Origin of the sequence: Pseudomonas sp. SMN11 (assembly GCF_052041945.1) — a bacterium.
GTDB lineage: Bacteria > Pseudomonadota > Gammaproteobacteria > Pseudomonadales > Pseudomonadaceae > Aquipseudomonas.
In genome coordinates this window covers 79,244-104,247 of record NZ_JBKGGW010000019.1, presented here as the reverse complement: position 1 = coordinate 104,247, position 25,004 = coordinate 79,244, and the positions used below count along the sequence as shown (strand labels likewise).

Here is a 25,004-nt window from a genome sequence, read left to right as displayed (position 1 = left end):
AGTACGCAGTTGCTCCTGAGCGGTGGTCGGGCCGACGGAGACGACAACGATCTCGGTCGCGACGCCCTTTTCCTTCAGGCGTACGGCTTCTTCCACGGCGATTTCGCAGAAGGGGTTCATGGACATCTTGACGTTAGCAAGGTCGACGCCGGAGTTGTCCGCCTTGACGCGAACCTTGACGTTGTAGTCGACCACTCGTTTGACAGCTACAAGAACCTTCATGGATTCCTCGTTACTCTCCGGTGAATAGATAGTCGCCTGGGGCAGAGCCCGGCGATGCGCGTGGGTACAAGGGCACCTCTGAAAACGTACCGGGAGGGGCAAACTTCATGGTGACCGAACAGTCCTGTCGCGACTGTTGCGGCAAATACCCACGGGTCATTTTCTGTGGTGGCGTGTAAACTCCACTACAAACCGGCCAACGGCCGCAAAACCCTGCTCCACACCTGGTCTTTAGAGGTGTACCTGCGCCCGGCTGCAAGCCTACGGCGAACGTAAAACCGCTCGTATCTTGACCGCAACACCCAATCCGGTCAATACGGCAAATCGGTCACCTTCCAGCCGCGTTCCAGTGATTTTACTGGGCTCCGGCAAATTCAAACAAACGTTTGTATTGGACCCGCCAAGTGGTGTAGATATAATGCGCGCCAAGACAAAACGGTGTAGTCCGCCCTTTGCGTAGCTACAGTTTCGCGCCAGTGAAGCGCCGCTGCACGCAAGCACCCATAAGACAAAGCAACAGCACGAGCCTTGATGAGTAGGAGAGAACCTGTGGAACGCGAATACATGGAATTCGACGTGGTCATCGTCGGCGCAGGCCCCGCGGGCTTGTCCGCCGCCTGCCGCCTGAAGCAGAAGGCCGCCGAAGCCGGTAGCGAGATCAGCGTCTGCGTGGTGGAAAAAGGCTCCGAAGTAGGCGCTCATATTCTCTCCGGCGCGGTGTTCGAACCCCGCGCCCTGAACGAGCTGTTCCCCGACTGGAAGGAACTCGGCGCGCCGCTCAACACCGAAGTGAAGCGCGACGATATCTATGTGCTCAAGGACGCCGGCAGCTCGACCAAGGTCCCGGACCTGTTCGTGCCCAAGACCATGCACAACCACGGTAACTACATCATCTCCCTGGGCAACCTGTGCCGCTGGCTGGCCCAGCAGGCCGAGAACCTGGGCGTGGAAATCTACCCGGGCTTCGCCGCCCAGGAGGCGCTGTTCGACGAAAACGGCGTGGTTCGCGGCATCGTCACCGGTGACCTGGGTGTCGACCGCGAAGGCAATCCGAAGGACGGCCTGTACACCCCGGGCATGGAACTGCGTGCCAAGTACACCCTGTTCGCCGAAGGCTGCCGCGGCCATATCGGCAAGCAGCTGATCAAGCGCTTCAACCTCGACAGCGAAGCCGACGTCCAGCACTACGGCATCGGCCTGAAGGAAATCTGGGAAATCGACCCGGCCAAGCACGAGCAGGGCCTGGTGGTGCACACCGCTGGCTGGCCGCTGGACGTGACCAGCAAGGACAACACCGGCGGCTCGTTCCTCTATCACCTGGAAAACAACCAGGTGGTGGTCGGCCTGATCGTCGACCTCTCCTACGCCAACCCGTACCTGTCGCCGTTCGACGAGTTCCAGCGCCTCAAGCACCACCCGGTGATGAGCCAGTACCTCGAAGGCGGCAAGCGCATCAGCTACGGTGCCCGCGCCATCTGCAAAGGCGGCCTGAACTCGCTGCCGAAAATGGTCTTCAACGGCGGCGCGCTGATCGGTTGCGACCTCGGCACCCTGAACTTCTCGAAGATCAAGGGCAGCCACACCGCGATGAAGTCCGGCATGCTAGCCGCCGAGGCAGTGGCCGACGCACTGGCTGCCGGCCGTGAGGGTGGCGATCTGCTCGATGGCTACGTCAGCGCATTCAAGGCCAGCTGGCTGCACGAAGAACTGTTCGCCAGCCGCAACTTCGGCCCGGCACTGCACAAGTTCGGCCCGCTGCTCGGTGGCGCATTCAACTATGTCGACCAGAACTGGTTCAACGGCAAGCTGCCGTTCACCCTGCACGACACCAAGCCGGACTACGCCTGCCTCAAGCTCGCCGCCGAGTCGAAGAAGATCGACTACCCAAAACCGGACGGCAAGCTCAGCTTCGACAAGCTCAGCTCGGTATTCCTCTCCAGCACCAACCACGAAGAGGAACAACCCTGTCACCTGAAGCTGACCGACCCGAACGTGCCGATCGCCAGCAACCTGCCGCTGTACGACGAGCCGGCCCAGCGCTACTGCCCGGCAGGTGTGTACGAAGTGGTCAGCCAGGAAGACGGCAGCAAGCGCTTCCAGATCAACGCGCAGAACTGCGTGCACTGCAAGACCTGCGATATCAAGGACCCGGCCCAGAACATCACCTGGGTAACCCCTGAAGGCGCTGGCGGGCCGAACTACCCGAACATGTAAGGCCACTGCCCTTGCAGCAACAAAAAGCCCCCGGTTCGTGAGAGCCGGGGGCTTTTTCATATCGGCTGCTGCTACTTGTCAGCACACATGATCGGCATCGGCTCGGCGGCGTACGCCAATGGCTCACGACGCCCGAAATACAAGGCAGTCAGCAGCCCAACCGTGCCCATGATCAGGCAGAAGCCGACACACACCCATGGGCTCCACGGCATCAGTGCAATCAACGCCAGCGGCGTGGTACTGGCCCACAGGGCGTAAGCCACGTTGTACGTGAAGGAAATCCCCGAAACGCGAATCTCGGCCGGGAACAGCCCGACCATCACCGACGGCACCACACCCACCACACCGCAGGCCAGCCCAGCCAGCGCATAGGCCAGCCAGGTCATCCCCCACTGCCCCACCAGGCTGGCGTACAGCGCACCGACGCCCAACGGCAACAACACGCTGTAGATCATCAGTGCGCGCCAGGCGCCCAAGCGGTCGACCAGCAACCCGGCCAGGACACAGCCGATATTGAGGAAAACGATGCCCACGCTGCTCAGGGCGAAGGTATGCCCCGCCGTCATGCCGAAGCGTTGCTGCATCACAGTCGGGGTAATCACCACCAGCACCACGACTGCGGAAGTCAGTACGCAGGTCAGCAGCGCCGCCGGGATCAACGCCGAGCGGTGCTCGCCCAGCACCCGTCGTAGCGGAAACCTGACCGGTTGCTCCTGACGTTCGCGCAAGGCCAGGAACACCGGGGTCTCGCTGAGCCAGCGGCGCAGCCACACACCGATCACGCCAAACACCCCACCGAGCAGGAACGGATAACGCCAGGCGTACTCGAGAATCTCCTGCGGCGAGAACAGGTGCGCCAGCAGTGTGGCCGTTAGCGCACCCAGCAGGTAACCGAAGGTCAGCCCCGCCTGCAAGAAGCCCAGGGCATAGCCACGACGCCCGTTTGGCGCATGCTCGGCGACAAAGGTCCACGCGCTCGGCACCTCGCCACCCACAGCGGCGCCTTGCAGGATGCGCAGCGCCAGCAAGATCAGCGGAGCCGCATAGCCAATGTCGGCATAGGTCGGCATCACCCCGATCAGCAGGCACGGCAAGGCCATCATCAGGATGCTCAGGCTGAACACCCGCTTGCGCCCGAGGTGGTCGGCGAAATGCGCCATCAGGATGCCACCCAGCGGCCGCGCCAGGTAACCGGTGACGAAGATACCGAAGCTCTGCAGCAGGCGCAGCCACTCGGGCATTTCCGGCGGGAAGAACAGCTGGCTTAGGATCAGGGCAAAGAACACGAAGATGATGAAATCGTAGATTTCCAGCGCGCCGCCCAGTGCCGCCAGGCCCAAGGTCCGGTGGTCGCCGCGGCTGAACCGGGGCGGGCGAGCGGTATCGATGGCAGTCATGGCAGGGGTCCGCAGATCGGCAAAGGGCAAGAGGATAGCAAATGCCCGCCACCTTGCCCCAACGCCACTAACGGTTGAAAACGGTGTGGCCGAAGTTCCTGGGCTTGCGCACATGGGCCGCGCCACCGGCCAGCCCGGAAGGCAGGGCAATCTTGCCGACCAGCACAGGGCTGTCGATGATCGCCATGAAGGATTGCAGCGCGTCGTTATCCGGCACCTGTGGCAGGCTCACGCTGACAGCCTGCCGCTCGGTTTGCGGCACGACAGGCACTTTCAGGTGTTGCGAATGGTAAAGCAGGGCATGCTGGATCTGTGTGCTGACGCGGCAGAAACGCGCCAGGTCGACGCCCGCATGGCTGGCCAGCTCGATGTTGCCCAGCAGCAGGTTGAACGGTTGCAAGGCGCTCTGCACCAAGCGCTGCAACTCTTCGAAGGATTCGACCGGGGCAATCCGGTAGTAGCCAAGGCCATTGAGCAGTTTTTCCAGCTGCAGGCGCTGCTGCGGGTGCTCGTCGGCAATCAGGATGCGCAGGGTCTTGTTTGTCATTGTCGGACCTGGGCCGTCAGTTGAAAAGGGACAGCTCCCTGACCAAACTGCGCCAGAAACAGGCAACCGCCAGGGCTGTACCTGGAGGGGTCAATTTAGATATTTGTCGGGAAAGCGGGAGAAATCAAGTGGCCATCACACAGAATTTTCACCTGCCCTTCACCCCGGGTTCAGGACTCCCACTGCCGCATGCGCACACGGCAGTGCTTCATGGCGTTGACGATGTGCTTTTCCACCAGGCTGCGGGAGATGCCCAGGCGCTCTGCAATCTGCTGGTGTGACAGGCCATCGAGCTTGCGCAACAGAAAGCAGTCGCGGCATACCTTGCTCAGTTCATCCAGGGCCTTTTGCATCATGGCCAGGCGCTGGTCGAGTTGCATGTCCTGCTGCAGTTCTGCGCTGACAAAGCGTCCATCGGCCTCCAGCGCATCCAGTGATTCGGCCTGACGCACCTGATGGCGCCGATGCCGGTCGATCACCAGGTTGAGTGCCGTACGGTATAGAAACGCTCGCGGATGCTCGATCTGCCCGCTTTCGGTCCGCTCCAGTACCCGCAGATAAGCATCGTGGGCAACGTCCTCCGCAGCCTGGCGGTTGCCCAGGCGCGCACTCAGGAAGCTCACCAGTTCGCGATAGTAATGTTCCACAACAGCACCTGAAATCGTCCTTGCAACCCACGTGCGGGACTGAGTGATACCGGGCCGTGATAGTACAAATTATAACTATTCTCAGCAACATGCCCTCCGCCCCCTCGTTCGGGCTAAATCCGCCTGGCCTGCCTTCGTTTATCTGGGACTTCGGTGCGCACCTCGATTGGCAGCGCGTGACCACTACCCAGGCTGGAAGTCCGCATGAGCCGTTTAACCTCCCCCCGCCGCCAGTTCGTCCTCGCTGGCGTGGGCCTGCTGAGCCTGGGCTGCCTGCTGGCCTGGCAAACCCTGCCCTTCGGCGCGCAACCGCTCGGTACCGTCACGGTCACGCGGGCAGACATCGAAAGCAGCGTGACCGCCTTGGGCACCTTGCAGCCCCGGCGCTACGTGGATGTGGGTGCCCAGGCCTCGGGGCAGATCCGCACATTGCACGTGGAAGCGGGCGACTCGGTGCGCAAGGGCCAACTGCTGGTCGAGATCGACCCCTCCACCCAGCAGGCACGCCTGGATGCCGGGCGCTTCTCGATCGACAACCTCAAGGCCCAGCTCGCCGAACAGCGTGCGCAGTTCGAGCTGGCCAGCCAGCAGCTCAAACGCCAACGCGAGCTTGCCGCCGCAGGCGCCACCCGCGATGAGGACGTCCAGGCCGCTGCTGCCCAGCTCAAGGTCACCCAGGCGCGCATCGACATGTTCCAGGCGCAGATCCGCCAGGCCCAGGCCAGCCTGCGCAGCGACGAGGCAGAACTGGGCTACACGCGCATCTATGCGCCGATGGACGGCACGGTGGTCGCCGTCGACGCCCGCGAAGGCCAGACCCTCAACGCGCAGCAACGCACGCCGCTGATCCTGCGCATCGCCAAGCTGTCACCCATGACCGTCTGGGCCCAGGTTTCCGAAGCCGACATCGGCAAGGTCAAGCCGGGGATGACCGCCTACTTCACCACCCTGTCCGGCGGCAAGCGCCGTTGGAGCAGCACTGTGCGGCAGATTCTGCCGATCCCGCCCAAGCCACTCGAACAAGCCAGCCAAGGCGGTGGCAGCCCGGCCAGCGCCGGCAGCACCGGCAGCCAGGTGGTGCAGTACACCGTGCTGCTGGATGTCGACAACCCGGATGGTGCGCTGATGGCCGACATGACCACCCAGGTGTTCTTCGTCGCCGGCCAGGCCAGCCAGGTCCTGACCGTGCCGATCGCCGCGCTGGACGATAACGGCGGCCTGTTCATGGCACGGGTGCTCGACCCGCACGGCAAGGTGGTGCAGCGCCAGGTGCGCACCGGCCTCAGCGACCGCCTGCGCGTTCAGGTGCTGGACGGGCTCAGCGAGGGTGAACAACTGCTGATGGGCGCCCCCAGCGCCAGCGGAGGCTGAATGACTGCGCCGCTGATCGAACTGGTCGATATCCGCAAATCCTACGGTGGCCAGGACAGCCCCAAGGTCGATGTGCTGCGCGGCATCAGCCTGAGCATCCACCCCGGCGAGTTCGTCGCCATCGTCGGGGCGTCCGGCTCGGGCAAATCGACCTTGATGAACATACTCGGCTGCCTCGACCGCCCGACGTCGGGCTGCTACCGCTTCGCCGGCAAGAACGTGGCCGAGCTGGGTAGCGATGAACTGGCCTGGCTGCGCCGCGAGGCGTTCGGCTTCGTGTTCCAGGGCTACCACCTGATCCCTTCGGGCTCGGCCCAGGAAAATGTCGAGATGCCGGCCATCTATGCCGGCACGCCTGCCAGCGAGCGGCATGCCCGCGCCGCCGCCCTGCTCGCTCGCCTGGGCCTGGCCAGCCGCAGCGCCAACCGCCCACACCAGCTCTCGGGTGGCCAGCAACAACGGGTGTCGATCGCCCGTGCGCTGATGAACGGCGGTCATATCATCCTCGCCGACGAGCCCACAGGTGCGCTCGACAGCCACAGCGGCACCGAAGTCATGGCGCTGCTCGACGAACTGGCCAGCCAAGGCCACGTGATTATCCTGATCACCCACGACCACAAGGTGGCGGCGCGGGCACAGCGGGTGATCGAGATCCGCGACGGCCAGATGATCAGCGACACCGCGACCGACCAGTTGCCCAACGCTCCGCGCCAAGCCTTGCAAGCCGACGACCTGCGCCAGCGCCTGGACCGTGGTGCGACCCAGCGCGGGGCCTGGAAAGGCGAGCTGCTCGAAGCCCTGCAAGCCGCCTGGAGGGTGATGTGGGTGAACCGCTTTCGCACCGCCCTGACCCTGCTCGGCATCGTTATCGGGGTCGCCTCGGTGGTGGTCATGCTGGCCGTCGGCGAAGGCAGCAAGCGCCAGGTGATGGCGCAAATGGCCGCCTTCGGCTCGAACATCCTCTACCTCAACGGCAAGCCTGCCACCCTGGGCGAACCGGCTGGCACCATTACCCTCGACGACGTCGCCGCCATCGGCCAACTGCCGCAGGTCCGGCAGATCATGCCGGTGCTGGGCGAAAAGGTGATGGTGCGCCACGGCAACAACAGCCAGCGCTTCTACGTGGGCGGTAACAACAACCAGTTCCCGCTGATCTTCAACTGGCCGACGGTCGAAGGGGCGTTCTTCACCGACGCCGACGAAGTCAGTGGCGCGGCAGTGGCCGTGATCGGCCAGAAAGTCCGGGAAAAGATGCTCGCGCCTGACCGCGACCCGCTTGGCCAGTACCTGCTGATCGGCAATGTGCCGTTCCAGGTCATTGGCATTCTCGCCGGCAAAGGCGCGAGCTCCGGCGACCAGGATGCCGACGGGCGCATCGTGGTGCCCTACTCGGCAGCGGCGATCCGCCTATTCGGCCAGCGCGACCCCGACTACATCACCGTCGCCGCCGTCGACGCGGCACGGGTCGATGAAACCGAAGCTGCCGTCGACCGCCTATTGCGCCAGCGCCACCAGGGCCGTCACGATTTCGAACTGACCAACTCGGCCGCGCTGATCCAGGCCGAGGCACGCACCCAGAACAGCCTGTCGCTCATGCTCGGGGCAATTGCCGCGATCTCGCTGCTGGTCGGTGGTATCGGGGTGATGAACATCATGCTCATGACCGTGCGCGAGCGCACCCGCGAAATCGGTATTCGCATGGCCACCGGCGCACGCCAGCACGACATCCTGCGCCAGTTCCTCAGCGAAGCGGTGATGCTGTCGATGGTCGGCGGCATGGCCGGTATTGGCCTGGCCCTGCTGATCGGCGGTGCATTGATGCTGGGCAAGGTTGCCGTGGCCTTCACCCTGCCCGCTATCCTCGGTGCTTTCTCTTGCGCCGTTCTCACCGGCATCGTGTTCGGCTTCATGCCGGCCCGCAAAGCCGCCCGACTCGACCCGGTCAAAGCCCTTACCAGCGAATAGCCCATGACCCTGCCAAGCCGCATCAGCCTGTTGTCCCTGAGCCTGGGCCTCGCCGCCTGCAGCCTGACGCCCGCGCCATCCAGCGGCATCGCTGCACCCAGCGCCTGGCAAGGCGAAACCCTGCAGCCCTCTGCCAGCTTGCCGTCGGCGCAGTGGTGGCAGGCCTTCGACAGCGCCGAACTGGACCGCCTGGTCGAACGCGCCCGGTCCAATGCCCACGACCTAGCCGCCGCCACCGCGCGCGTGCGCCAGGCCCAGGCCAGGGCGGTGATCGCCGGAGCGCCGCTGCTGCCGGAACTCAGGTTCGAGCTCGACGGCAGCCGCCAGCGCCTGCTGCATGGCGAGGGCTATGACCAGCTCGATGTCAGCAAGTACGAGCGAACCAGTACGTCGTTCGGCATGCAGCTGGTCGCCAGCTACGAGATCGACTTCTGGGGAGGCCTGCGCGCTGCGCGTACAAGCGCCCTGCACAGCCTCGACGCCAGCCGCTTTGATCGCCAGACGGTCGAATTGACGCTGGTCAGCAGCGTGGCCAGCAGTTACCTGCAGGGCCTGGCCCTGGAAGAACAGTTGCGCATTGCCCGCCTCAACCTGCGTAATGCCCGTGATGTCCTGGCGCTGGTCGAAACACGTCAGCGCGCCGGCTCCGCCACACGCCTGGAACTGGCCCAGCAGCGCAGCCTGGTGGCCGCCCAGGAACGGCAAGTGCCGCTGCTCGAACAGCAGTGGCAAGATAACCGCGTTACCCTGGCCACACTACTGGGCGACCCGGTCCAGGCCCTGCCCACCACAGGGGAAGCGCTGGCAACCGTGAACTGGCCGCGCATTGGCAGCGGCGTACCCAGCGAACTGCTCGCCCGCCGCCCGGACATCGCCGCTGCCGAAGCACGCCTGGCCGCCGCCCACGCCAATGTGCAGGTCGCCAGGGCCGCCCTGCTGCCAAAAGTGACCCTGGGCGCCAACATTGGCACCGGCGCTCGCACCCTGCCCGAGGTATTCGACAGCTCTTACTACACCCTGACCGCCGGCCTGGTCGCGCCGATCTTCAACAATGGCCGGCTGCGAGCGGCGCAACAGCTGGCCCAAGCCGAGCAGGACGAGCTGCTGGAAAGCTACCGCAGCAGCATCCTGGCCGGCTTCGCCGATGTCGAGAAGGCCCTCAATGCCATCCACGGCGTTGAACAACAGCGCGAGTGGCAGGACCAGGAGGTCGAACAGGCGCGCCTGGCCTTCGACCTGGCCCAACGGCGTTACGCGGCCGGGGCCGAGACCCTGCTGAGCGTGCTCGAAACCCAACGCACGCTCTATCTCGCCCAGGACCAGCAGGCGCAGTTGCGCCTGGCTCGGCTGCAGGGCAGCGTGGCGTTGTACAAGGCGCTGGGGGGTGGCTGGCAGGTAGCGAACGCGGACAACGGTTAATTCGCCGTACGCGCAACTCGTTCATAGGGAAAGCCGCTTGCAAGAGGATTTCCCCATGACCCGCTCAGCCAGCATGCTCCAGGCCTGGCAACAAGGCCTGCGTCGCCTGATCCAGGGCCAATCGCCAGGCGCCCGCCCCTACCGCGCGTTCGACCTGGTGCTCGCCCGGCGTATCGCACTCAGCCCATCCTTCGCCCGCCTGGTGTTCACCGGCCCGGATGTCGAGCTCATGCACACCCTGGCGCCCGACCAGCGCGTCAAGCTACTGTTCCCTGCCCCTGACGGCTCATTGCCCACCCTGCCCCACGACGTCCACTGGAAGACGGCGCACAGCGCGCTGCCGCCCGAACAGCGCCCGCCCATGCGCACCTACACCATCCGCGCCTTGCGCCCGGATGCCCTGGAAGTCGACGTGGACTTTGTGCTGCACGGCGTCAATGGGCCGGCTTCAGCCTGGGCAACCCATGCCCAGGAGGGCGACCGGCTGCTGATGGTCGCGCCGAACCTGGTCCACGCTGATGACCCCGGAGGCTATGAATGGAAGCCGCCGCAAGGTACTCGCCACGTGCTGCTGATCGGCGACGAAACAGCCCTGCCCGCCATCGCCGGCATTCTTGAAGTGCTGGCAGAGCAACAGTCCGAGCTGGCCGTGGAAGCCTTCATCGAAGTTCCGCAGGAGGCTGATTGCCTTCCCCTGCGGCACAGCGCCAATACCCGCCTGCACTGGCTGCCCCGCGAGCTGCTGCGCTGTGAGCATGGCCAGGCCATGCAACATGCCGTGCGCGAGCTGGCCAGCCTGCCGCTGGAAAGCGCGTTCTATGCCTGGGTGGCCGGAGAGTCGGCGACGGTGCTGGAGATTCGCCGGTACCTGACAAAACAGCATGGGCTGCAGCGCGACAGCCTGATGACGATGGGGTATTGGCGGCTGGGTGAAAACAGCGACTGATCAGGCTGCACGAGAGGGCCGCGGCGCGGCCCTCTCGGACTCAAATGGCCGCGGCCACTGCTTCGGCAAAGCGCTGCGCCACCTCGTCGATCTGTTGCGCACTGATGATCAGTGGCGGCAGGAAGCGCACCACCGCGCCATGACGCCCGCCCAGCTCGAGGATCAGCCCACGCTTGAGGCATTCGCGCTGGACCTTCGGTGCCAGCACCCGATTGGCAGGTGGGTGGCCAAGCGTATCCGGCTGACCTTGTGGATCGACCAGTTCCACCCCAAGCATCAGGCCACGGCCACGGATATCACCCAGTTGCGGATAATCCCGTTGCAGCCGCTGCAGATGCTCACGCAAACGCAGGCCCATGGCCTCGGCGTGTTCGGCCAGGCGGTGCTCGACCAGGTAGTTGATCACCGCTGAACCGGCCGCCATGGCCATCTGATTGCCGCGGAACGTGCCGGCATGGGCGCCTGGCTTCCAGGTATCCAGCCAGTCGCGATACACCACCACCGCCAGCGGTAGGCTGCCACCAATGGCCTTGGACAGCGTGACCACATCCGGCACGATGCCGGCGTGCTCGAATGCGAACATCCGCCCGGTCCGGGCGAAGCCGCTCTGGATCTCGTCGACGATCAGCGCCACGCCAGCCTGTTCGGTGATGCGCCGCACACCCTTGAGCCACTCGATGTCGGCCGGGATCACCCCGCCCTCACCTTGCACCACTTCAAGGATCACCGCCGCCGGCAGCGGCACGCCGCTTTCCGGGTCCAGCAGCAGGTTTTCCAGGTAATGCAGGTTGGCCTTGACCCCGGCTTCCCCGCCCAGGCCGAACGGGCAACGGTAGTCGTAGGGGTAAGGCATGAACTGCACGCCACTGCTCAGCAAAGCGCCCAGTGGCTGCTTGGGACCGTGGCTGCCCATCAGGCTCAGCGCGCCTTGGCTCATGCCGTGATAGGCGCCCTGGAACGCCAGCACGGTGCTGCGCCCGGTGGCACCGCGCACCAGCTTGAGCGCCGCTTCCACCGCGTCGGTGCCGGTCGGCCCGCAGAACTGCACCTTGGCCTCGCGGCGCAAGGCTTCGGGCAGGATGCCGAACAGGTCCTGGACGAAGCGGTCCTTGACTGGCGTGGTCAGGTCCAGGGTGTGCAGCGGCAGTTCGTCGGCCAGCACGCGCTGGATGGCCTCGATCACCACCGGGTGGTTGTGGCCCAGGGCCAGGGTGCCTGCGCCGGCCAGGCAGTCGATGAACTGGCGGCCTTCGACATCCTCGACGTGGATGCCACGGGCGCGCTTGAGCGCCAGCGGGATGCGCCGGGGGTAGCTGCGGGCGTTGGATTCCTGTTGCTGCTGGCGCAGCAGCAAGGGCGAGTCACTGAATTCGTACAAAGGTTGCGGCGCGCTGGCCGGCGGGACCTGGGCAAGGCTGGTAGCGGTGGACATGGGTGAATCCTCGCAAGCAAGCGAATGGGCAGTTATCGCTTGGAAAACGCTTGAGTGCGGGGAGGATTTAGCGGTTGTTGCGGGATTTTGCTTTGCCTGTGCCGGCCCTTTCGCGGGACAAGCCCGCTCCTACAGGGACCGCACAGTCTTACTGCCTGTGGCAATCCTGTGGGAGCGGGCTTGTCCCGCGAAAGGGCCGGCACAGGCAATGAAGATCAGCTTGCCGAACGCGCCGGCACCTGCAGCAGAACCCGCAGCCCATCTTGGCGACTATCGAACCTGAGGCTGCCGGCACAGCGCTGCACGATCGCCTGAACGATCGCCAACCCCAGCCCACACCCCCCACTCTGCCCGTTGCGCCAGAAGCGTTCGGTCAGGTGCTGCAGATCGCCATCGGCAATACCCGGCCCATGGTCACGCACCATGAACCCCACCTGCCCATCGGCCATCTGCACTTCCAGCTCCACCTCGGTATCGCCGCCATGGCGCAGGGCGTTGTCCAGCAGGTTGCGCAAGGCCGCCACCGCCAGCGGCGCAGGCATGCCCAGGTAGATCTGCGTAGCCTCCTGCGGCAGATGCAATACGATGCGTCGATTGTCACCGCCACCCGCATCCTGCACCGCCTGGCGGGCGACCTGCTCGGCGCTGCATTGCACCCCGTCCTCGAACGACAGGCTGCCCTCGACCCGCGCCAGCATCAGCAGCTGCTCAAGGGTCCGGTGCATGCGGTCGGCGCCTTGCTCGGCATGCTCCAGCGCCTGCTCGCGCACCGCGCCGTCGGTCATGCGCGCCACCTGCAGGTGGGTCTTGATCGCCGTCAGCGGGCTGCGCAGTTCGTGGGCGGCATCGTCGGTCAGGCGCCGTTCGCGCTCGATGGTCTGGGCAATGCGCAGGAACAGCTGGTTCTGGGTGTCGAGCAAGGGCTGCAGCTCGCTGGGCAAGCCGGTCACCTGCAATGGCTCGACACTGTCGGCACGCCGTCGGCGCAGGGCATCACGCATGCGATTGAGCGGCTCCAGGCCTTTACCCAGGCCGATCCACAGCAGCCCGAGGCTGCCGAGCAAGGCCATCAGCACCGGCGCCGAGGCGGCCAGCAGAATCGACTGGTTCAGCGCCTCGCGCTCCATGTGCCGGTCGGCGGTGGTGATGCGTACGTCACCGTGGTTGTAGGTGAAGGTGCGCCACAACGCACCGTCGATGGTCTGGTCACGGAAGCCGCTGCGCTGGTCGTCCATGGCGCCATCATGCTTGTGGTTGCTGGCGAGGATCTCGCCGCGCAGGGAGCTCACCTGGCAGGCCATGCCGTCGGGCACGCTCAACTGGTCGGCGGAAAAATGCGCATCCTCGCCCTTGGCTGCCAGCGGTTGCGGCAGCTGGTCGACGAGGCCGGCGACCATGCGCGCCGAGGCCACCAGGCGCTGATCGAGGGAGAACATCATCTGCTGGCGCAGGTCGCGCAGCATCCACGCCGCTGCCAGCGCCCAGATGATGATGAAGGCGGTGCCGAGGATCAGGCTGAGGCGTACCCGCAGGCTCATGAGGCGCTTCTCTCGGAGGTTTGCTCCGGCGCCTGTGCCGGCCCCAGGCGATAACCCAGGCCACGCACGGTCTCGACGATGCTGTTGCCGAGCTTGCGCCGCAGGTGATGGATATGCACGTTCAGCGCATTGCTCTCGACTTCATCGCTGAACCCGTACACGCAGTCTTTCAGCTGCTCGCTGGACAGCACCCGGCCGGGGTTCTGCATCAATGCCTGGAGCAGCGCCTGCTCGCGCCGCGACAGGTCTACAGCCTGGCCGGCGAGGGTCGCTTCGCAGCTGCTTGGATCGTAGCGCAGCGGGCCATGTTCGATCACGTTCACTGCCCGCCCCGCCACGCGGCGCAACAGAGTGTGCAGGCGCGCAGCCAGTTCGCGCAGGTCGAAGGGTTTGAGCAGGTAGTCGTCGGCACCGGCCTGCAGGCCATCGACGCGATCAGTGACCGCATCGCGTGCGGTGAGCACCAGCACCGGCAGGTCCACACCTTGCTGGCGCAGGCGGCGCAGCAGTTTAAGGCCATCTTCGTCGGGCAGGCCGAGGTCGAGGATCATCACGTCGAACTGCGCCGCTTGCAACAACGCCCGGGCGCTGGCGGCATTGGCCACGCGGTCGACGGTCAGGCCCTGGGCGGTGAGGCCGGCGCAGATGCCGCTGGCGATCAGGTCATCGTCCTCGCAGAGCAGAACGTGCATGGTGAGGCTCCCGGAGTGGTGTGGCTGGCATTGCACTATGGGGGGATTAAGGGGGGATTATGGACCTTTTTGTGTTCGCCTTGATGCTTTCAGCGCCTGTGAGATCGAGCGCCGCGCGGGCGGTGCTCGATCTCACAGGCGACAAATCCCTCCAACCTTACCCATTGCAGCAACACCTCAATCCCGCCCTCCTCTACCCCCGCCAACAACGAAATAGACTTTTCCTACAGCCGACTCAGGAACTTCCCACACCCACTCCATGATGTGATTTCCCTGCACAAAACTGGCAGGGAGACGCCTCATGCTGCTCTGGCAAATCGTGCCCACCTGGCGCGATATCGAAACACGCATCACCGATGAAATGGGCTATCAAGGAGGTGCCCATTTCCGTACCTACCTCAACGAAGAGGTGCCGTCACTGGCCCTCAACCTGCGCCGCGTGGACACCGTCCGGCGCGCGTTCCACAAGGCCGAATGGGTAGCCGGCGACCTGCTGCGCCAGCGCTTCGCCGACCTCGACATCAAAAGCATCCTCAACGACCTGATCAGCGTCGCTGAACAGATGGCAATGATCGTCGCCGGCAGCGCCCTCACCGGCGGCCTGCTCGGTGCCGGCATCGGTGCTTCGCGGGAGGTGCCGGAGCCATTCCCGGTGGCGTCGCGGGCACCGCGATCGGCTTCAAGGTCAGCGGCTGGATTCTCGGCGCACTGGGCATCGCCTCTCTCGCCGAATTCTTCGTCGACGGCCTGCCGCGTATCGGCGAGTACTACCTGGACGGCATCGGCATCGCCTGGGAAGGCACACGGGGTGAAGAAGGGCTGAACGCGTTTAGTCAGGACAACCCGTTTGCCATCGACCAGGCAGCGCATTTCATTGCCACCGGGCATGTGGAAGTGGTGATGCTGCTGTTGGGCGCCATGGTGTCCTACCTCGCCCGCGGGCGTGGCAATGCGGGTGTGCTCGCCCAGGAGATGGCCGCCAGCAAGAAAGGCGCGCGGATTGGGCAGTGGATGCTCAAGCACGAGGAGGCCTTGAAGAAACGGCCGGACTTGCAGGTGTCGGAGCGGCGCAAGGGCGCGGTGGGTGAGCCACAGCCTGCGCAGCCTAACCGGCCGGCGGGGAAAGACAAGGAGCCATCCAAGGGCAAGCCCGGTAGCATGCCGCTGCATACGGTGGCGTGTTTCAAAGCGGACAAATTGCCAGCGTCGAAGCATGGCGAGTTTGAGCGGCAGCTGAAGGGGCAGCAGGATGGGTTGAACCGACTTACAGTGGAGGAATTTCTGGAGAATGTTGCCAACCCGATCAAACGAAATCCAGCACAGGCCAAACTGGCACGCAAGCGACTATTCCGCGATCTTCAGTTGAGAATTCGAGAGGAATTGCTGGAGACAATGAGCCCCCGTGAGGCCAAAGCAACTGCAGCTAAACGAGCTAAAGAAACGATGAGCACGCTAGCCGCACTCCACAACCCAGATTTGATTGCTGGAGGCAACGATGTGATTTCGGATTTCGGCGACAGACAAGTCAACTCTTCAATAGGGCCACAATGGAAATCAAAAGTCGAAAACCTAAAACGTGCAGTTGAGCATGCCCCAAAATCCGGTGAAAAACCAACATACCTTAACGTAAAGCTGCATAAGTGCTGAGGGAGAAATTTATGGACGACGTGTACTCGATGTTACTTGAAGAGATTGGTGTGCCTATGTATCGACAAGAGGTTCCTCCCTCAAGCATTAGCCGTTACCAAGGACTACTACCCGATGCATTACTTCAACTCTGGTCAGAACATGGGTGGTGTGGCTACGGAGAAGGACTCTTCTGGATGGTCAATCCTCAAGAGTACGACAGTGTGGCGGCCAGTTGGATACAAGGCTCACCGCTAGAAAAAATCGACATCTACCATGTCATAGCACGCAGTGCATTTGGCGACCTATACCTATGGGGTGAAAAGTCCGGCCCCTCACTTTGTATATTCAGCAACGTATCTCGATACACGTATGATCCAGCTGAGCGATCGCCGAAAGCCATGGATAGAGCATTTCAATCCTTCCTCTTGTCATTTGACCGAGACTACCTTGATTTTAATGAACTCTTCAACGCATCCAAAGAATACCTCGGAGTTCTCAGCCCGGATGAAATTTATGGCTTCGTTCCAGCACTACAGATCGGTGGATCAGCTAAGATCGAACACATTGAAAAAGTCAAAACAATCGAACACCTGATGCTGCTATCTCAACTTGGTGAACTGCACCAATACACGCTCTCAGATATTTAGCACCGAAACGAGGCCATCACATGGATGAGGCATTTTCGATTTTTTTTAGAAGAGTTTGGTGCTCCTATCGAACGTAGGGAGGTGCCAGTTTCGAGCCTTCAACGCTATCGCGGAGTGCTGCCAGATCAGTTGTTAGAATATTGGTCCGAGCATGGATGGTGCGGTTATGGCTCTGGAATTTTCTGGATGGTAAACCCGCAAGAGTATGATGGCGTCGTAGCGTCCTGGCTTGAGCATACCGAACTAAAAGATCGTGACAACTATCACGTCATTGCCAGAAGCGGTTTTGGTGAACTGTACCTTTGGGGGGAGAAAACGGGCGCATCACTTAAAATTACCAGCATTCTTTCGCGCTACAGCGTGCACAAGTCCATATATGTTGGGGATAAAATGAACAAGGGGATTCAAGCGTTCATGGTAGCAAAAAGGATACACACTAACGATTATGGTGATTTGTTCAAGCCGGCACTAAAAAAATTTGGCCAGCTCGGTCCAGATGAAATGTACGGGTTCACCCCTGCCTTCATGCTTGGAGGGCGCGATGATCTTGAGCATTTGGGGAAAGTAAAGATTGTGGAGCACTTGATCTTTCTCTCGCAAATTGCCGAGCTTAAGCCTTTCGACTTTTCGGACCTTTAAGCAGGCCATCCTCGCCGCGAACGACACTGCATAAGTAATGATGGATAAGGGGACGATATGGATAAGATTTTTTCTCTCTTCTTGAAGGAGATGGGTGAGCCTATATTTAGACAGAAAGTTCCTCCCTCAAGCATGGAGCGCTATCTAGAAATATTGCCGAGCAAATTACTGAAACATTGGAAGGAACACGACTGGAGCGGATATGGCGACGGAATATTCTGGACCGTCAACCCCCAAGAATATGAAGAAGTAACCGCCTCACTTACCAAAGGCACTCAACTAGAAAATAGAGACAATTACCACCTTATCGCTCGCGGTGCATTCGGCGACCTTTATTTATTTGGAGAAAAGACAGGTTTCTCCGTAAAAATTCTAGCTCACATCTCGCGATACAGAGGTAGCGAGTATGAGTTAACGGCCACTGACATGGACAGGGAAGTCCAGAGTTTTTTCCTCAGTAAAGACAAGGCATCTGTTGACTTCGATGGCATGTTCGAGCCTGCAAAGAAAAAATTAGGCGTACTAAATCATGACGAAATGTATGGATTCTCTCCAGCTTTGACACTCGGAGGGCCATGCGAAAATGCTCACCTCGAAAAAGTTAAGACTGTGGAGCACTTATTACTAATCTCTCAGATTTGCCCTCTCGTACCTTACAGCTTTTCTGACTTCTAACAACACCAATAGGCATGAAAAAATGAACGTACTCTTCTCCATCTTCCTCGAAACCTTCAACGACCCTATCGGCCACCAACCCGTCCCGTCTGCCACGCTGGATCACTACCAAGGCAAACTCCCAAACCAACTCCTGACCTACTGGAAAGACCACGGCTGGTGCGGCTACGGTGGCGGTCTGTTCTGGATGGTCAACCCGCAGGAATACAAAGACGTCGTGGCGTACTGGCTGGCAGGCACCCACTTCGAAACCCGCGACACCTACCACCTCATCGCCCGTAGCGCTTTCGGCGAACTGTACCTCTGGGGTGAAGAAACCGGGTCAGTCCTGACCATTACTGCCTACGCGTCCCAATACATCGATGGCGCCTGCAGCTCGACCGACGAAGAGCGCGACGCGAAGATCCAAGGGCTGCTCATGTGGGTAATGACTGAAGGAATCGACCTGGGCCTGTTCGAATCAGCCAGGGAAACCCTGGGGACGTTGGCGCCAGACGAAATATATGGCTTCGTCCCGGCGTTGATGCTGGGTGGGTCTGCCAGCCTGGCCAATCTCCAGCGGCTCAAGGCCGACGTGCATCTGATCCTGCTTTCCCAGCTTGGCGAACTGGAACCTTGTGCATTCGATGATGAGGAAGATGAGTAGAACCGATGCTCATTGGCGCAGCGCATCGGGCGTATCGACATCCCGCAGCACGCCAGCATCCTCGACCGCCAGCCTGACGCAACGGTCCGGATGGGCCCTCACGACCGAACGCGCCCCTTCATCGCCCTTCAGCCGCGCCAGCGCTGGCCAGAAATCACGCCCGAACATCACCGGATGGCCCTGCTGCCCGGCATGACAAGGCAGAACTATCGTTGACCCACTGGCCTCGCGTGCAAGCAAACCAAGGGTCCCGAATTCCACCCAGGGCATGTCACCCAGCAGGATCGCCACCGCCTGTGCCTCGCTGTCTACCAGCGAAGCGGCGCCAGCCGCCAGACTATGGCCCAGGCCCAGCGCGAAATCCGCACTGCAGATGACCCGGCACGCCGACGGCAACCCCAGCTCCTCTCCCCGCTCGCCATCACGCAACACCACCCGCACGTCATCGAACACCGCGCAGGCACGTTCAACGCTATGAGCCAGCAAGCTGCGACCATCTGCCATCAGCGCGCGGCGCTTGTCAGCACCGAAACGCACGCTGCTGCCAGCCGCCAACACCAACGCCACCACACTCACAGCGCCGCCCGCCCGATGCCGTTGCGCAGGCGCAGGATATCGGCGAGCACTGCAAGGGCGATCTCGGCCGGGGTCTTGCTGCCCAGGTTGAGGCCGATCGGCGCATGGATCCGCGCCAGCTCGTCATCGCCCAGGCCGCCGATGCGCTGCAAGCGTTCGCGACGTTTGTCGGAGGTGGCCTTCGAGCCCATCACGCCGATATAGAACGCTTCGGTACGCACTGCTTCCATCATGGCCAGGTCATCGATTTTCGGATCATGGGTCAATGCAACCACTGCCGTGTCGGCATGGCAACCGCCATTGGCGATGAACTCCGACGGCAGCTCGCGGCGCACCTCGATGCCGTCCAGCACCACGCCTTCGAGCACCTCGTCACGGGGGTCGCAGAGGATGACTTCAAAGCCCATTCCCTTACCGAACTCGGCACAGAAATGCGCGACGCTGGAGTAGCCAGCCAGCAGCAGGCGCTGGGCAGCGCCGACACGCAAGCGCACGCGGCCGCTTTCGCGTTCCACGCGCGGCCCCTGGCTGTGGTCGTCGACAACGATGCGCTCACCTTGCGGCAAGCTCACCTCGCGCAACAACCGGCGCTGGCCACGCAGCGCGCCTTCCAGCTCACGCAGGTGGGCCTGCACCTCACAGTCGGCCGGCAGGTTTTCCACCAGCACCTCGAGCACGCCGCCGCAAGGCAGGCGAATGCTCGAACGCGGGTCGCTGCCATCGCCATAGCGCACGATGGCAATCGGCTCGGGGAATTCGCCCCGTGCCACGCGTTCGAGGAAGTCATCTTCGACGCAACCGCCCGACAGCGAACCCAGCCACTGGCCGCCGGCGTTGACCGCCAGCAGCGAGCCCGGCGCACGCGGCGCCGAGCCATAGGTGGCGAGCACCGTGCACAACCACACCCGCTGGCCATTGCACGACCACTGCAGCGCCTGGCTGATCACCTGGAGATCGAGATGCTGCACGGTTTACTCCGCCTTCAGCTCGGCGAGCTGCTGTACGGTCAGGTCGCCGGGCAATCCACCCCAGGCCTGGCGCAAGTAGTTGACCATGTCCGTCACTTGCTGGTCGTCGAGCTTGTCGGCGAAGCCCGGCATCGGCTGCATGCGCTCGAAGCCGGTGAACTGCTGCTCACGGATACCGTCGCGGATGGCCTTGACCAGGTTGCGCGAGTCGGCCTGGCGCAGCACCGTGTTGCCGTCCATGGCCACCGCGATGTGTGGCTTGCCCTCGCCGTCGACACCATGGCAGCCGGCGCAGACGTTGAGGTACTGCTGATGGCCGCGCTTGGCGCTGTCACTCATCTGCTCCAGGGCAACGGCCTTGATCTGCTTGGCCGGCGGCGGCTGGTCGCCGAGCAGGTAGGTGGCCATGGCTGCCAGGTCAGCGTCTTGCAGATGCTGGGTGCTGTGGTGCACCACCGGGAACATCTCGTTGAACATGCTGCCCTGGGCACTGATGCCGTGCTTGAGGAAGGTGGTCAGGTCCGGCTGGGTCCAGCCGCGGTCGGCCAGGTCCTGGGCCAGCAGGCTCGGCGCCAGGTAGCCACCGAGCAGGCCGCCGCTCAGGCGCTGGTCCTGCTGCAGGGCGCCGATGGCGTTACGTGGTGTGTGGCATTCGCCGCAATGTCCCATCACCTCGACCATGTACTGCCCACGCTGCCAGGCCGGGCTTTTGCCCTCGGTCGGCTGCAGTTGCACGCTCTTGCCATAGAGCATGTTCCAGCCGGTCAGCCCCAGGCGCACGTTGAACGGGAAGCTCAACGCCGTCTGCGGCGCCGGGCGGTTGATCGGCGGCACGGTCATCAGGTAGGCGAGGATCGCATCGGAGTCCTCGCGCTTGATCAGGTGGTACGAGGTGTACGGCATCGCCGGGTAGAGGTTGGCGCCATCCTTGCGCTTGCCCTCGGTGACTGCGGCGAAGAATTCGTCGGCCGTATAGTTGCCGATACCGTACTGCTTGTCCGGGGTGATGTTGCTGCCATAGATGGTGCCGAACGGTGAATGGATCGGCAGGCCACCGGCAAACGGGGCACCGCCTTCGGCCGTGTGGCAGGCCATGCAGTCGGCGGCACGGGCCAGGTATTCACCGCGCTTGACCTGCGCCTCATCGGCGGCCTGGGCCAGCGAAACGACGGCAAGGCCGAGGGCCAGCGCGAGCGTGCTGCGAACAAAGCCCATGCTCAACCCTCCTTGACCAGGCCGAGGTCATTGAGCACCGTGCGGGTGGCGTCGTAGTAACGCACGTACCCGGTGCAGCGGCAGATGTGGTGGCCGAGGCTGGCTTCGATACGGTCTTCCACTTCGCTCTTCTTCAACGGCTGGCGCTGTGCGGTTTCCACCAGCACCGTGGCGGCATTGACGAAGCCTGGCGCACAATAGCTGCACTGGAAGGCGAACAGGTCGACGAACTTCTGCTGGATCGGGTTCAGCGTCAGGTTGCCGGCCTCGTCCTGCTTGGCATGGCCTTCGATGGTGCGGACCTTCTTGCCCTCGAAGTAATGCGCGCCGGTGATGCAGGTGCGCACTTCCTCGCTGGTGCCGTCAGGGTTGTCGACGATCACCACGCAGGCATGGCAGATGCCCTGGCCGCAGCCCAGGCGCGAGCCGGTGAGGTTCTGGTGTTCGTGCAGGTAGTCGATCATCGCCAGGTCATCAGGGACCTCGACCGGGCCGACCGGTTGACCGTTGAGGGTCAGTTGCAGTGGACGGTTAGCCATTGAGGGCCTCCTTGATACGGGCTGGGGTGATGGGGAGATCGCGCACGCGCTTGCCAATGGCATGCGCCACGGCGTTGCCGATGGCACCGACGACCGGGATCATCACCACTTCGGCAATGCCCTTGGAGGGGTCGGTCGGTGACAGCGGCGGGAGGATTTCACTGGTCTGTTTCCACACTGCCACATCCCGTGCGTGCGGCAGGCGGTAGCGGTTGAAGTTCCAGTCGCCCTCCCCGGGCCCGCCCTCGTACAACGGCATTTCTTCGGTCAGTGCATGGCCGATGCCCATGGCGATACCGCCTTCGAGCTGGCCCTTGACCAGTTCCGGCACCAGCACACGGCCGCACTCGACCCAGCTGTGGTGGTTGAGCACCTGCACTTCATGGGTGCCTTTGTTGACCTTGACCTCGACGATGGTCGCCACCGGGCTGTAGTAGGTGACCATGGCGTTGTTCAGCTGGGTGTCCGGGTAGGCAGCGTTCTGCCGGTCGAGCAGGTGGTAGCCGTGGCTGCTCATCTGCGCTTTCTTGGCATTCACCGCGCCGTCGCCGTACTTCACCGCCACGGCATCGAGCGGGAAGCGCTCGCGCACGCCGTCGATGACGAAGTCGGCCTCGGCCCAGCTCCAGCGGTTGAAACCGTGCACGCTGACACCGGTAATCAGCCCCATCTCGTGGGCCTTCTGGGCCAGTTGAGCAAACGGGATCGGCGACAGGCCATTGCCGGTAAGCTCGCCGTTGACCCACACCGCGTTTTCACGGCGCACCACCAGCGGGTTGGCCTGGCCACCGTGCGGGCCCTGGCTCCAGATGGCCATGGCCGCCGGCCACAGGCCGTGGTTGAACAGCACGCGAGCCGCTTCACGGGTGGCGTGGCTGAAGTAGAACGCCGAGTTGGTGGCCGACGACGGCGAGGCCAGCTTGCCGACCCAGCGCGGGTTGCGCAGTGCGGCGTCCTGCTCAGGCTGGCTGATCAGGTACGGGTTGCCGCTGGTGGTCAGCTGTAACTCCGGCCATTCGGTGACGGCGGTCTTCACCTCGTCGGCCGAGCGACCGAGGAAATCGCTGACCACCAGGGCCTGGGACGTGGACATGCCAGTGCCCAGCTCGGTGCCGATGTGGCGCAGGCTGATGCGGCCATCAGCAGTGAACTCGACGCTCGCCATCGGCGCCTCGGAGCCGGTGCCGAAGTCCTTCTGGCAGATGGCGAAGCCGACGCCGTACCAGTGGTCCGGGTCCTTGGCGTCCATCTGCTGCTTGCGAGCATCGCGGTTGCGCCACCAATCGTGCACGGCGGCCTTGTCGAGGATCTCGTAAAGTCGCAGGGCACCGGCCGGGACCGCACCCTGGGTGTTCTTCATGCCCGATTTCAGGGCGTTGGCACGGCGCAGGTCGATGGCATCGACGCCCAGGCGACCGGCGATTTCATCCACCATCATCTCGGTGGCGGCCATGCTCTGCAGGGTGCCGTAGCCACGCATGGAGCCGGCCTCGACGCCGCGTGAGTAGTAGGCAGTCACCGACAAGTCGTTCTGCGGCATGTAGTAGATCGACTGCGCCGCCGTGGCGCCCACGGCAGCCACCGACGGGCTGTAGTTGATGCGCCCGCCGCCGTCGCAGCTCATGTCGGCGCGGAAGATCTTGAAGCGGTTGTCCTTCTTGTCCACGGCCAGCTGGTAGCGGATGTCGAAGGCATGGCGCTTGATGCCGCTCTGGAACTGCTCGTAGCGGTCGTTGGCCAGGCGGATCGGCACGCCGCCGCCATACAGTGCGGCAACGGCAGCGTAGAAGACGAAGATATTGTTGTCTTTGGAGCCGTAGCCCACGGTGTAGCCCGGGTGCATGTTCAGCGTGTTCAGGGCGAAACGCGACGGCTTGATCATGTGCACGCATTCCTGCGCCACTTCGAACGGGCACTGGGTTGCGACCACGAAGTGCAGCGTGCCGGTCGCCGGGTCGTACCAGCCGTTGCCGTTGTCCGGCTCCAGTGCGGCGGGCTCGATCGACGGCGTCTTGTAGTGCTCGTCGAACACCAGCCAGTCCTCGGGCGGGTTGTCCAGCTGCTCGCCCATGCGCTTGGCATAGAACAGGCCCTGCTCGGTCAGGTCGCCGTGCTGGTTGGGCTGCTTCGACCACACCGGTTTGCGGTTGAGGATGGTCGGGAACAGCATGGAGTTCTTCAGGCTGGAGAACTCATCGTCGTCGAATGGCGTGGCGCCGCCCACACGCACGAAGCGGAAGCTGCCATAGGGGTCACGCTGGTACAGCGAGGCCTGGGCGCCGTACTGGATCGCCTTGTCGTTGAACTGCAGCTTGCGCTTGGCCTGACGGAAGCGCTCGAAGTCGTGCCAGATCAGGATCGCCACCGGGTGGCCGATGAACATCGGCACCTGGCCGGGTGGCAACAGTGGGTCGGGCGAATGGGCCTCGGGCCAGGCGATACCGTCCTGCGCCAGGTCGGCGGCGGTGACGACACGGTCCGGCTGCAGGTCGGCGCCGAGCAGGCTGAGGTCATGGCCGGCATAGATGCGGTCGACCTTGGTCGCCTTGAGCAGCAGCGCATGGCCTTGCTGGGTCGGCCAGCCGGGCATGTCCTTGGCGCGGATGTCGCGGGCGAAGACCTTGTTGCCACAGACCTTGGACAGCGCATCGTTGCGAAAACGCGCCTTGCCATCATGGTTCATCCACTTTTGCGGCGAAGTGGTGACGCGCTCCTCCATCAGGGCGGCGAACGCCTGGCTGCCGAGTGGCGCCATGGTCACGCCGACACCAGCGATCAGGCCGCCCTGCAAGAAGGCGCGCCGGGAAATATCACGGTTGGACATGCTTGATCCTCTGGGCAGAAGAGTTTCTGCCCATCTTTTTTTGATTCTTGTGCGGGGGACTCGGAAGGGTGAGAACCTTGTCACGCGGGTCAGGAAAAACTGACTTATGCGTCAACTTTACAACAAGATTATGGGCATAAGCAAAGTCAAGCCGACAATATGTCGCGGTGTGTCGAAGAGCGACATGCGGCACCGTAGGAACAGCGTCGGCAGGAACGGTTAACCTTGGGTTAATCAATTCCAGCCAGCATGGCCC

Annotated in this window: 21 protein-coding genes and 1 pseudogene; 10 read left to right on the top strand and 12 right to left on the bottom strand. The window is 63.0% G+C overall.

Annotation, left to right across the window (positions count from 1 at the left end; translation table 11 throughout):
* On the bottom strand, positions 1-222 hold a 222-nt coding region (locus ACLEJU_RS17035), incomplete at its 3' end, for a hypothetical protein (protein WP_019472607.1).
* A 531-nt stretch (positions 223-753) separates the two neighbouring features.
* On the opposite strand from ACLEJU_RS17035, the gene ACLEJU_RS17030 reads away from it, so the two are divergent.
* On the top strand, positions 754-2,436 hold the full coding sequence (locus tag ACLEJU_RS17030) for an electron transfer flavoprotein-ubiquinone oxidoreductase (RefSeq protein WP_435423598.1): 1,683 nt from the start codon (positions 754-756) through the stop codon (positions 2,434-2,436).
* Between the two features lie 71 nt (positions 2,437-2,507).
* On the opposite strand, the gene ACLEJU_RS17025 is transcribed toward ACLEJU_RS17030, so the two are convergent.
* The 3 genes from ACLEJU_RS17025 to ACLEJU_RS17015 form a co-directional block, all read right to left on the bottom strand.
* Positions 2,508-3,833 carry an MFS transporter gene (locus ACLEJU_RS17025; RefSeq protein ID WP_435423599.1) on the bottom strand — a complete coding sequence of 442 codons (1,326 nt, stop codon included), beginning with the start codon at positions 3,831-3,833 and terminating at the stop codon, positions 2,508-2,510.
* Positions 3,834-3,900: 67 nt separating this feature from the next.
* Positions 3,901-4,380 carry a histidine kinase gene (locus ACLEJU_RS17020; protein WP_435423600.1) on the bottom strand — a complete coding sequence of 160 codons (480 nt, stop codon included), beginning with the start codon at positions 4,378-4,380 and terminating at the stop codon, positions 3,901-3,903.
* 170 nt (positions 4,381-4,550) lie between these two features.
* Positions 4,551-5,027, bottom strand: a complete 477-nt coding sequence (locus ACLEJU_RS17015) for a sigma-70 family RNA polymerase sigma factor (protein WP_435423601.1) — start codon at positions 5,025-5,027, stop codon at positions 4,551-4,553.
* Between the two features lie 204 nt (positions 5,028-5,231).
* On the opposite strand from ACLEJU_RS17015, the gene ACLEJU_RS17010 reads away from it, so the two are divergent.
* From ACLEJU_RS17010 to ACLEJU_RS16995, 4 genes are read left to right on the top strand one after another with little or no spacing between them, the layout of a single operon-like run.
* On the top strand, positions 5,232-6,398 hold the full coding sequence (locus ACLEJU_RS17010; protein ID WP_435423602.1) for an efflux RND transporter periplasmic adaptor subunit: 1,167 nt from the start codon (positions 5,232-5,234) through the stop codon (positions 6,396-6,398).
* Entirely contained in the window at positions 6,399-8,363 is a 1,965-nt protein-coding gene (locus ACLEJU_RS17005) for a MacB family efflux pump subunit (protein ID WP_435423603.1), read from the top strand.
* 3 nt (positions 8,364-8,366) lie between these two features.
* Positions 8,367-9,782: an efflux transporter outer membrane subunit gene (locus ACLEJU_RS17000; protein ID WP_435423604.1), complete on the top strand. Its 1,416-nt coding sequence runs from the start codon at positions 8,367-8,369 to the stop codon at positions 9,780-9,782.
* Between the two features lie 55 nt (positions 9,783-9,837).
* Complete coding sequence (locus tag ACLEJU_RS16995; protein WP_435423605.1) at positions 9,838-10,728, top strand: siderophore-interacting protein; 891 nt, start codon at positions 9,838-9,840, stop codon at positions 10,726-10,728.
* Positions 10,729-10,768: 40 nt separating this feature from the next.
* Here ACLEJU_RS16995 and ACLEJU_RS16990 read toward each other — a convergent pair whose 3' ends face one another.
* From ACLEJU_RS16990 to ACLEJU_RS16980, 3 genes are all read right to left on the bottom strand, one after another.
* The gene (locus tag ACLEJU_RS16990) at positions 10,769-12,160 is read right to left on the bottom strand and encodes an aspartate aminotransferase family protein (RefSeq protein WP_435423606.1); all 1,392 of its coding nucleotides are present in this window, start codon (positions 12,158-12,160) and stop codon (positions 10,769-10,771) included.
* A gap of 215 nt (positions 12,161-12,375) precedes the next feature.
* The gene (locus tag ACLEJU_RS16985; RefSeq protein ID WP_435423607.1) at positions 12,376-13,698 is read right to left on the bottom strand and encodes an ATP-binding protein; all 1,323 of its coding nucleotides are present in this window, start codon (positions 13,696-13,698) and stop codon (positions 12,376-12,378) included.
* Positions 13,695-14,390 carry a response regulator gene (locus ACLEJU_RS16980; protein WP_435423608.1) on the bottom strand — a complete coding sequence of 232 codons (696 nt, stop codon included), beginning with the start codon at positions 14,388-14,390 and terminating at the stop codon, positions 13,695-13,697. The genes ACLEJU_RS16985 and ACLEJU_RS16980 overlap by 4 nt, the downstream gene beginning before the upstream one ends.
* 301 nt (positions 14,391-14,691) lie before the next feature.
* Between ACLEJU_RS16980 and ACLEJU_RS16975 the strand changes: the two are divergent.
* The 5 genes and pseudogenes from ACLEJU_RS16975 (at position 14,692) to ACLEJU_RS16955 (ending at position 18,626) form a co-directional block, all read left to right on the top strand.
* Positions 14,692-16,037: pseudogene (locus tag ACLEJU_RS16975) on the top strand (DUF6861 domain-containing protein).
* Between the two features lie 11 nt (positions 16,038-16,048).
* Positions 16,049-16,666, top strand: a complete 618-nt coding sequence (locus ACLEJU_RS16970) for a GAD-like domain-containing protein (RefSeq protein WP_435423609.1) — start codon at positions 16,049-16,051, stop codon at positions 16,664-16,666.
* A 24-nt stretch (positions 16,667-16,690) separates the two neighbouring features.
* Positions 16,691-17,305: a GAD-like domain-containing protein gene (locus ACLEJU_RS16965; protein WP_435423610.1), complete on the top strand. Its 615-nt coding sequence runs from the start codon at positions 16,691-16,693 to the stop codon at positions 17,303-17,305.
* Between the two features lie 57 nt (positions 17,306-17,362).
* Positions 17,363-17,980, top strand: coding sequence for a GAD-like domain-containing protein (locus tag ACLEJU_RS16960; protein WP_435423611.1), 618 nt, complete (start codon positions 17,363-17,365; stop codon positions 17,978-17,980).
* Positions 17,981-18,002: 22 nt separating this feature from the next.
* Positions 18,003-18,626 (top strand): GAD-like domain-containing protein, encoded by a 624-nt coding sequence (locus ACLEJU_RS16955; RefSeq protein ID WP_435423612.1) that lies wholly within the window; start codon positions 18,003-18,005, stop codon positions 18,624-18,626.
* Positions 18,627-18,635: 9 nt separating this feature from the next.
* On the opposite strand, the gene ACLEJU_RS16950 is transcribed toward ACLEJU_RS16955, so the two are convergent.
* Genes ACLEJU_RS16950 through ACLEJU_RS16930 form a run of 5 tightly spaced genes read right to left on the bottom strand, consistent with a single transcriptional unit; the run spans position 18,636 to position 24,748 of the window.
* Positions 18,636-19,202: a nucleotidyltransferase family protein gene (locus ACLEJU_RS16950; RefSeq protein WP_435423613.1), complete on the bottom strand. Its 567-nt coding sequence runs from the start codon at positions 19,200-19,202 to the stop codon at positions 18,636-18,638.
* Positions 19,199-20,170 carry an XdhC family protein gene (locus ACLEJU_RS16945; protein ID WP_435423614.1) on the bottom strand — a complete coding sequence of 324 codons (972 nt, stop codon included), beginning with the start codon at positions 20,168-20,170 and terminating at the stop codon, positions 19,199-19,201. The genes ACLEJU_RS16950 and ACLEJU_RS16945 overlap by 4 nt, the downstream gene beginning before the upstream one ends.
* A 3-nt stretch (positions 20,171-20,173) precedes the next feature.
* Positions 20,174-21,385 (bottom strand): cytochrome c, encoded by a 1,212-nt coding sequence (locus ACLEJU_RS16940; protein WP_435423615.1) that lies wholly within the window; start codon positions 21,383-21,385, stop codon positions 20,174-20,176.
* Positions 21,386-21,387: 2 nt separating this feature from the next.
* On the bottom strand, positions 21,388-21,924 hold the full coding sequence (locus ACLEJU_RS16935) for a (2Fe-2S)-binding protein (RefSeq protein WP_013973477.1): 537 nt from the start codon (positions 21,922-21,924) through the stop codon (positions 21,388-21,390).
* A complete protein-coding gene (locus ACLEJU_RS16930; protein WP_435423616.1) occupies positions 21,917-24,748 on the bottom strand; it encodes a xanthine dehydrogenase family protein molybdopterin-binding subunit in 2,832 nt (943 codons plus the stop codon). Before ACLEJU_RS16930 ends, ACLEJU_RS16935 begins: the two co-directional genes overlap by 8 nt.
* Positions 24,749-25,004 lie beyond the last annotated feature (256 nt).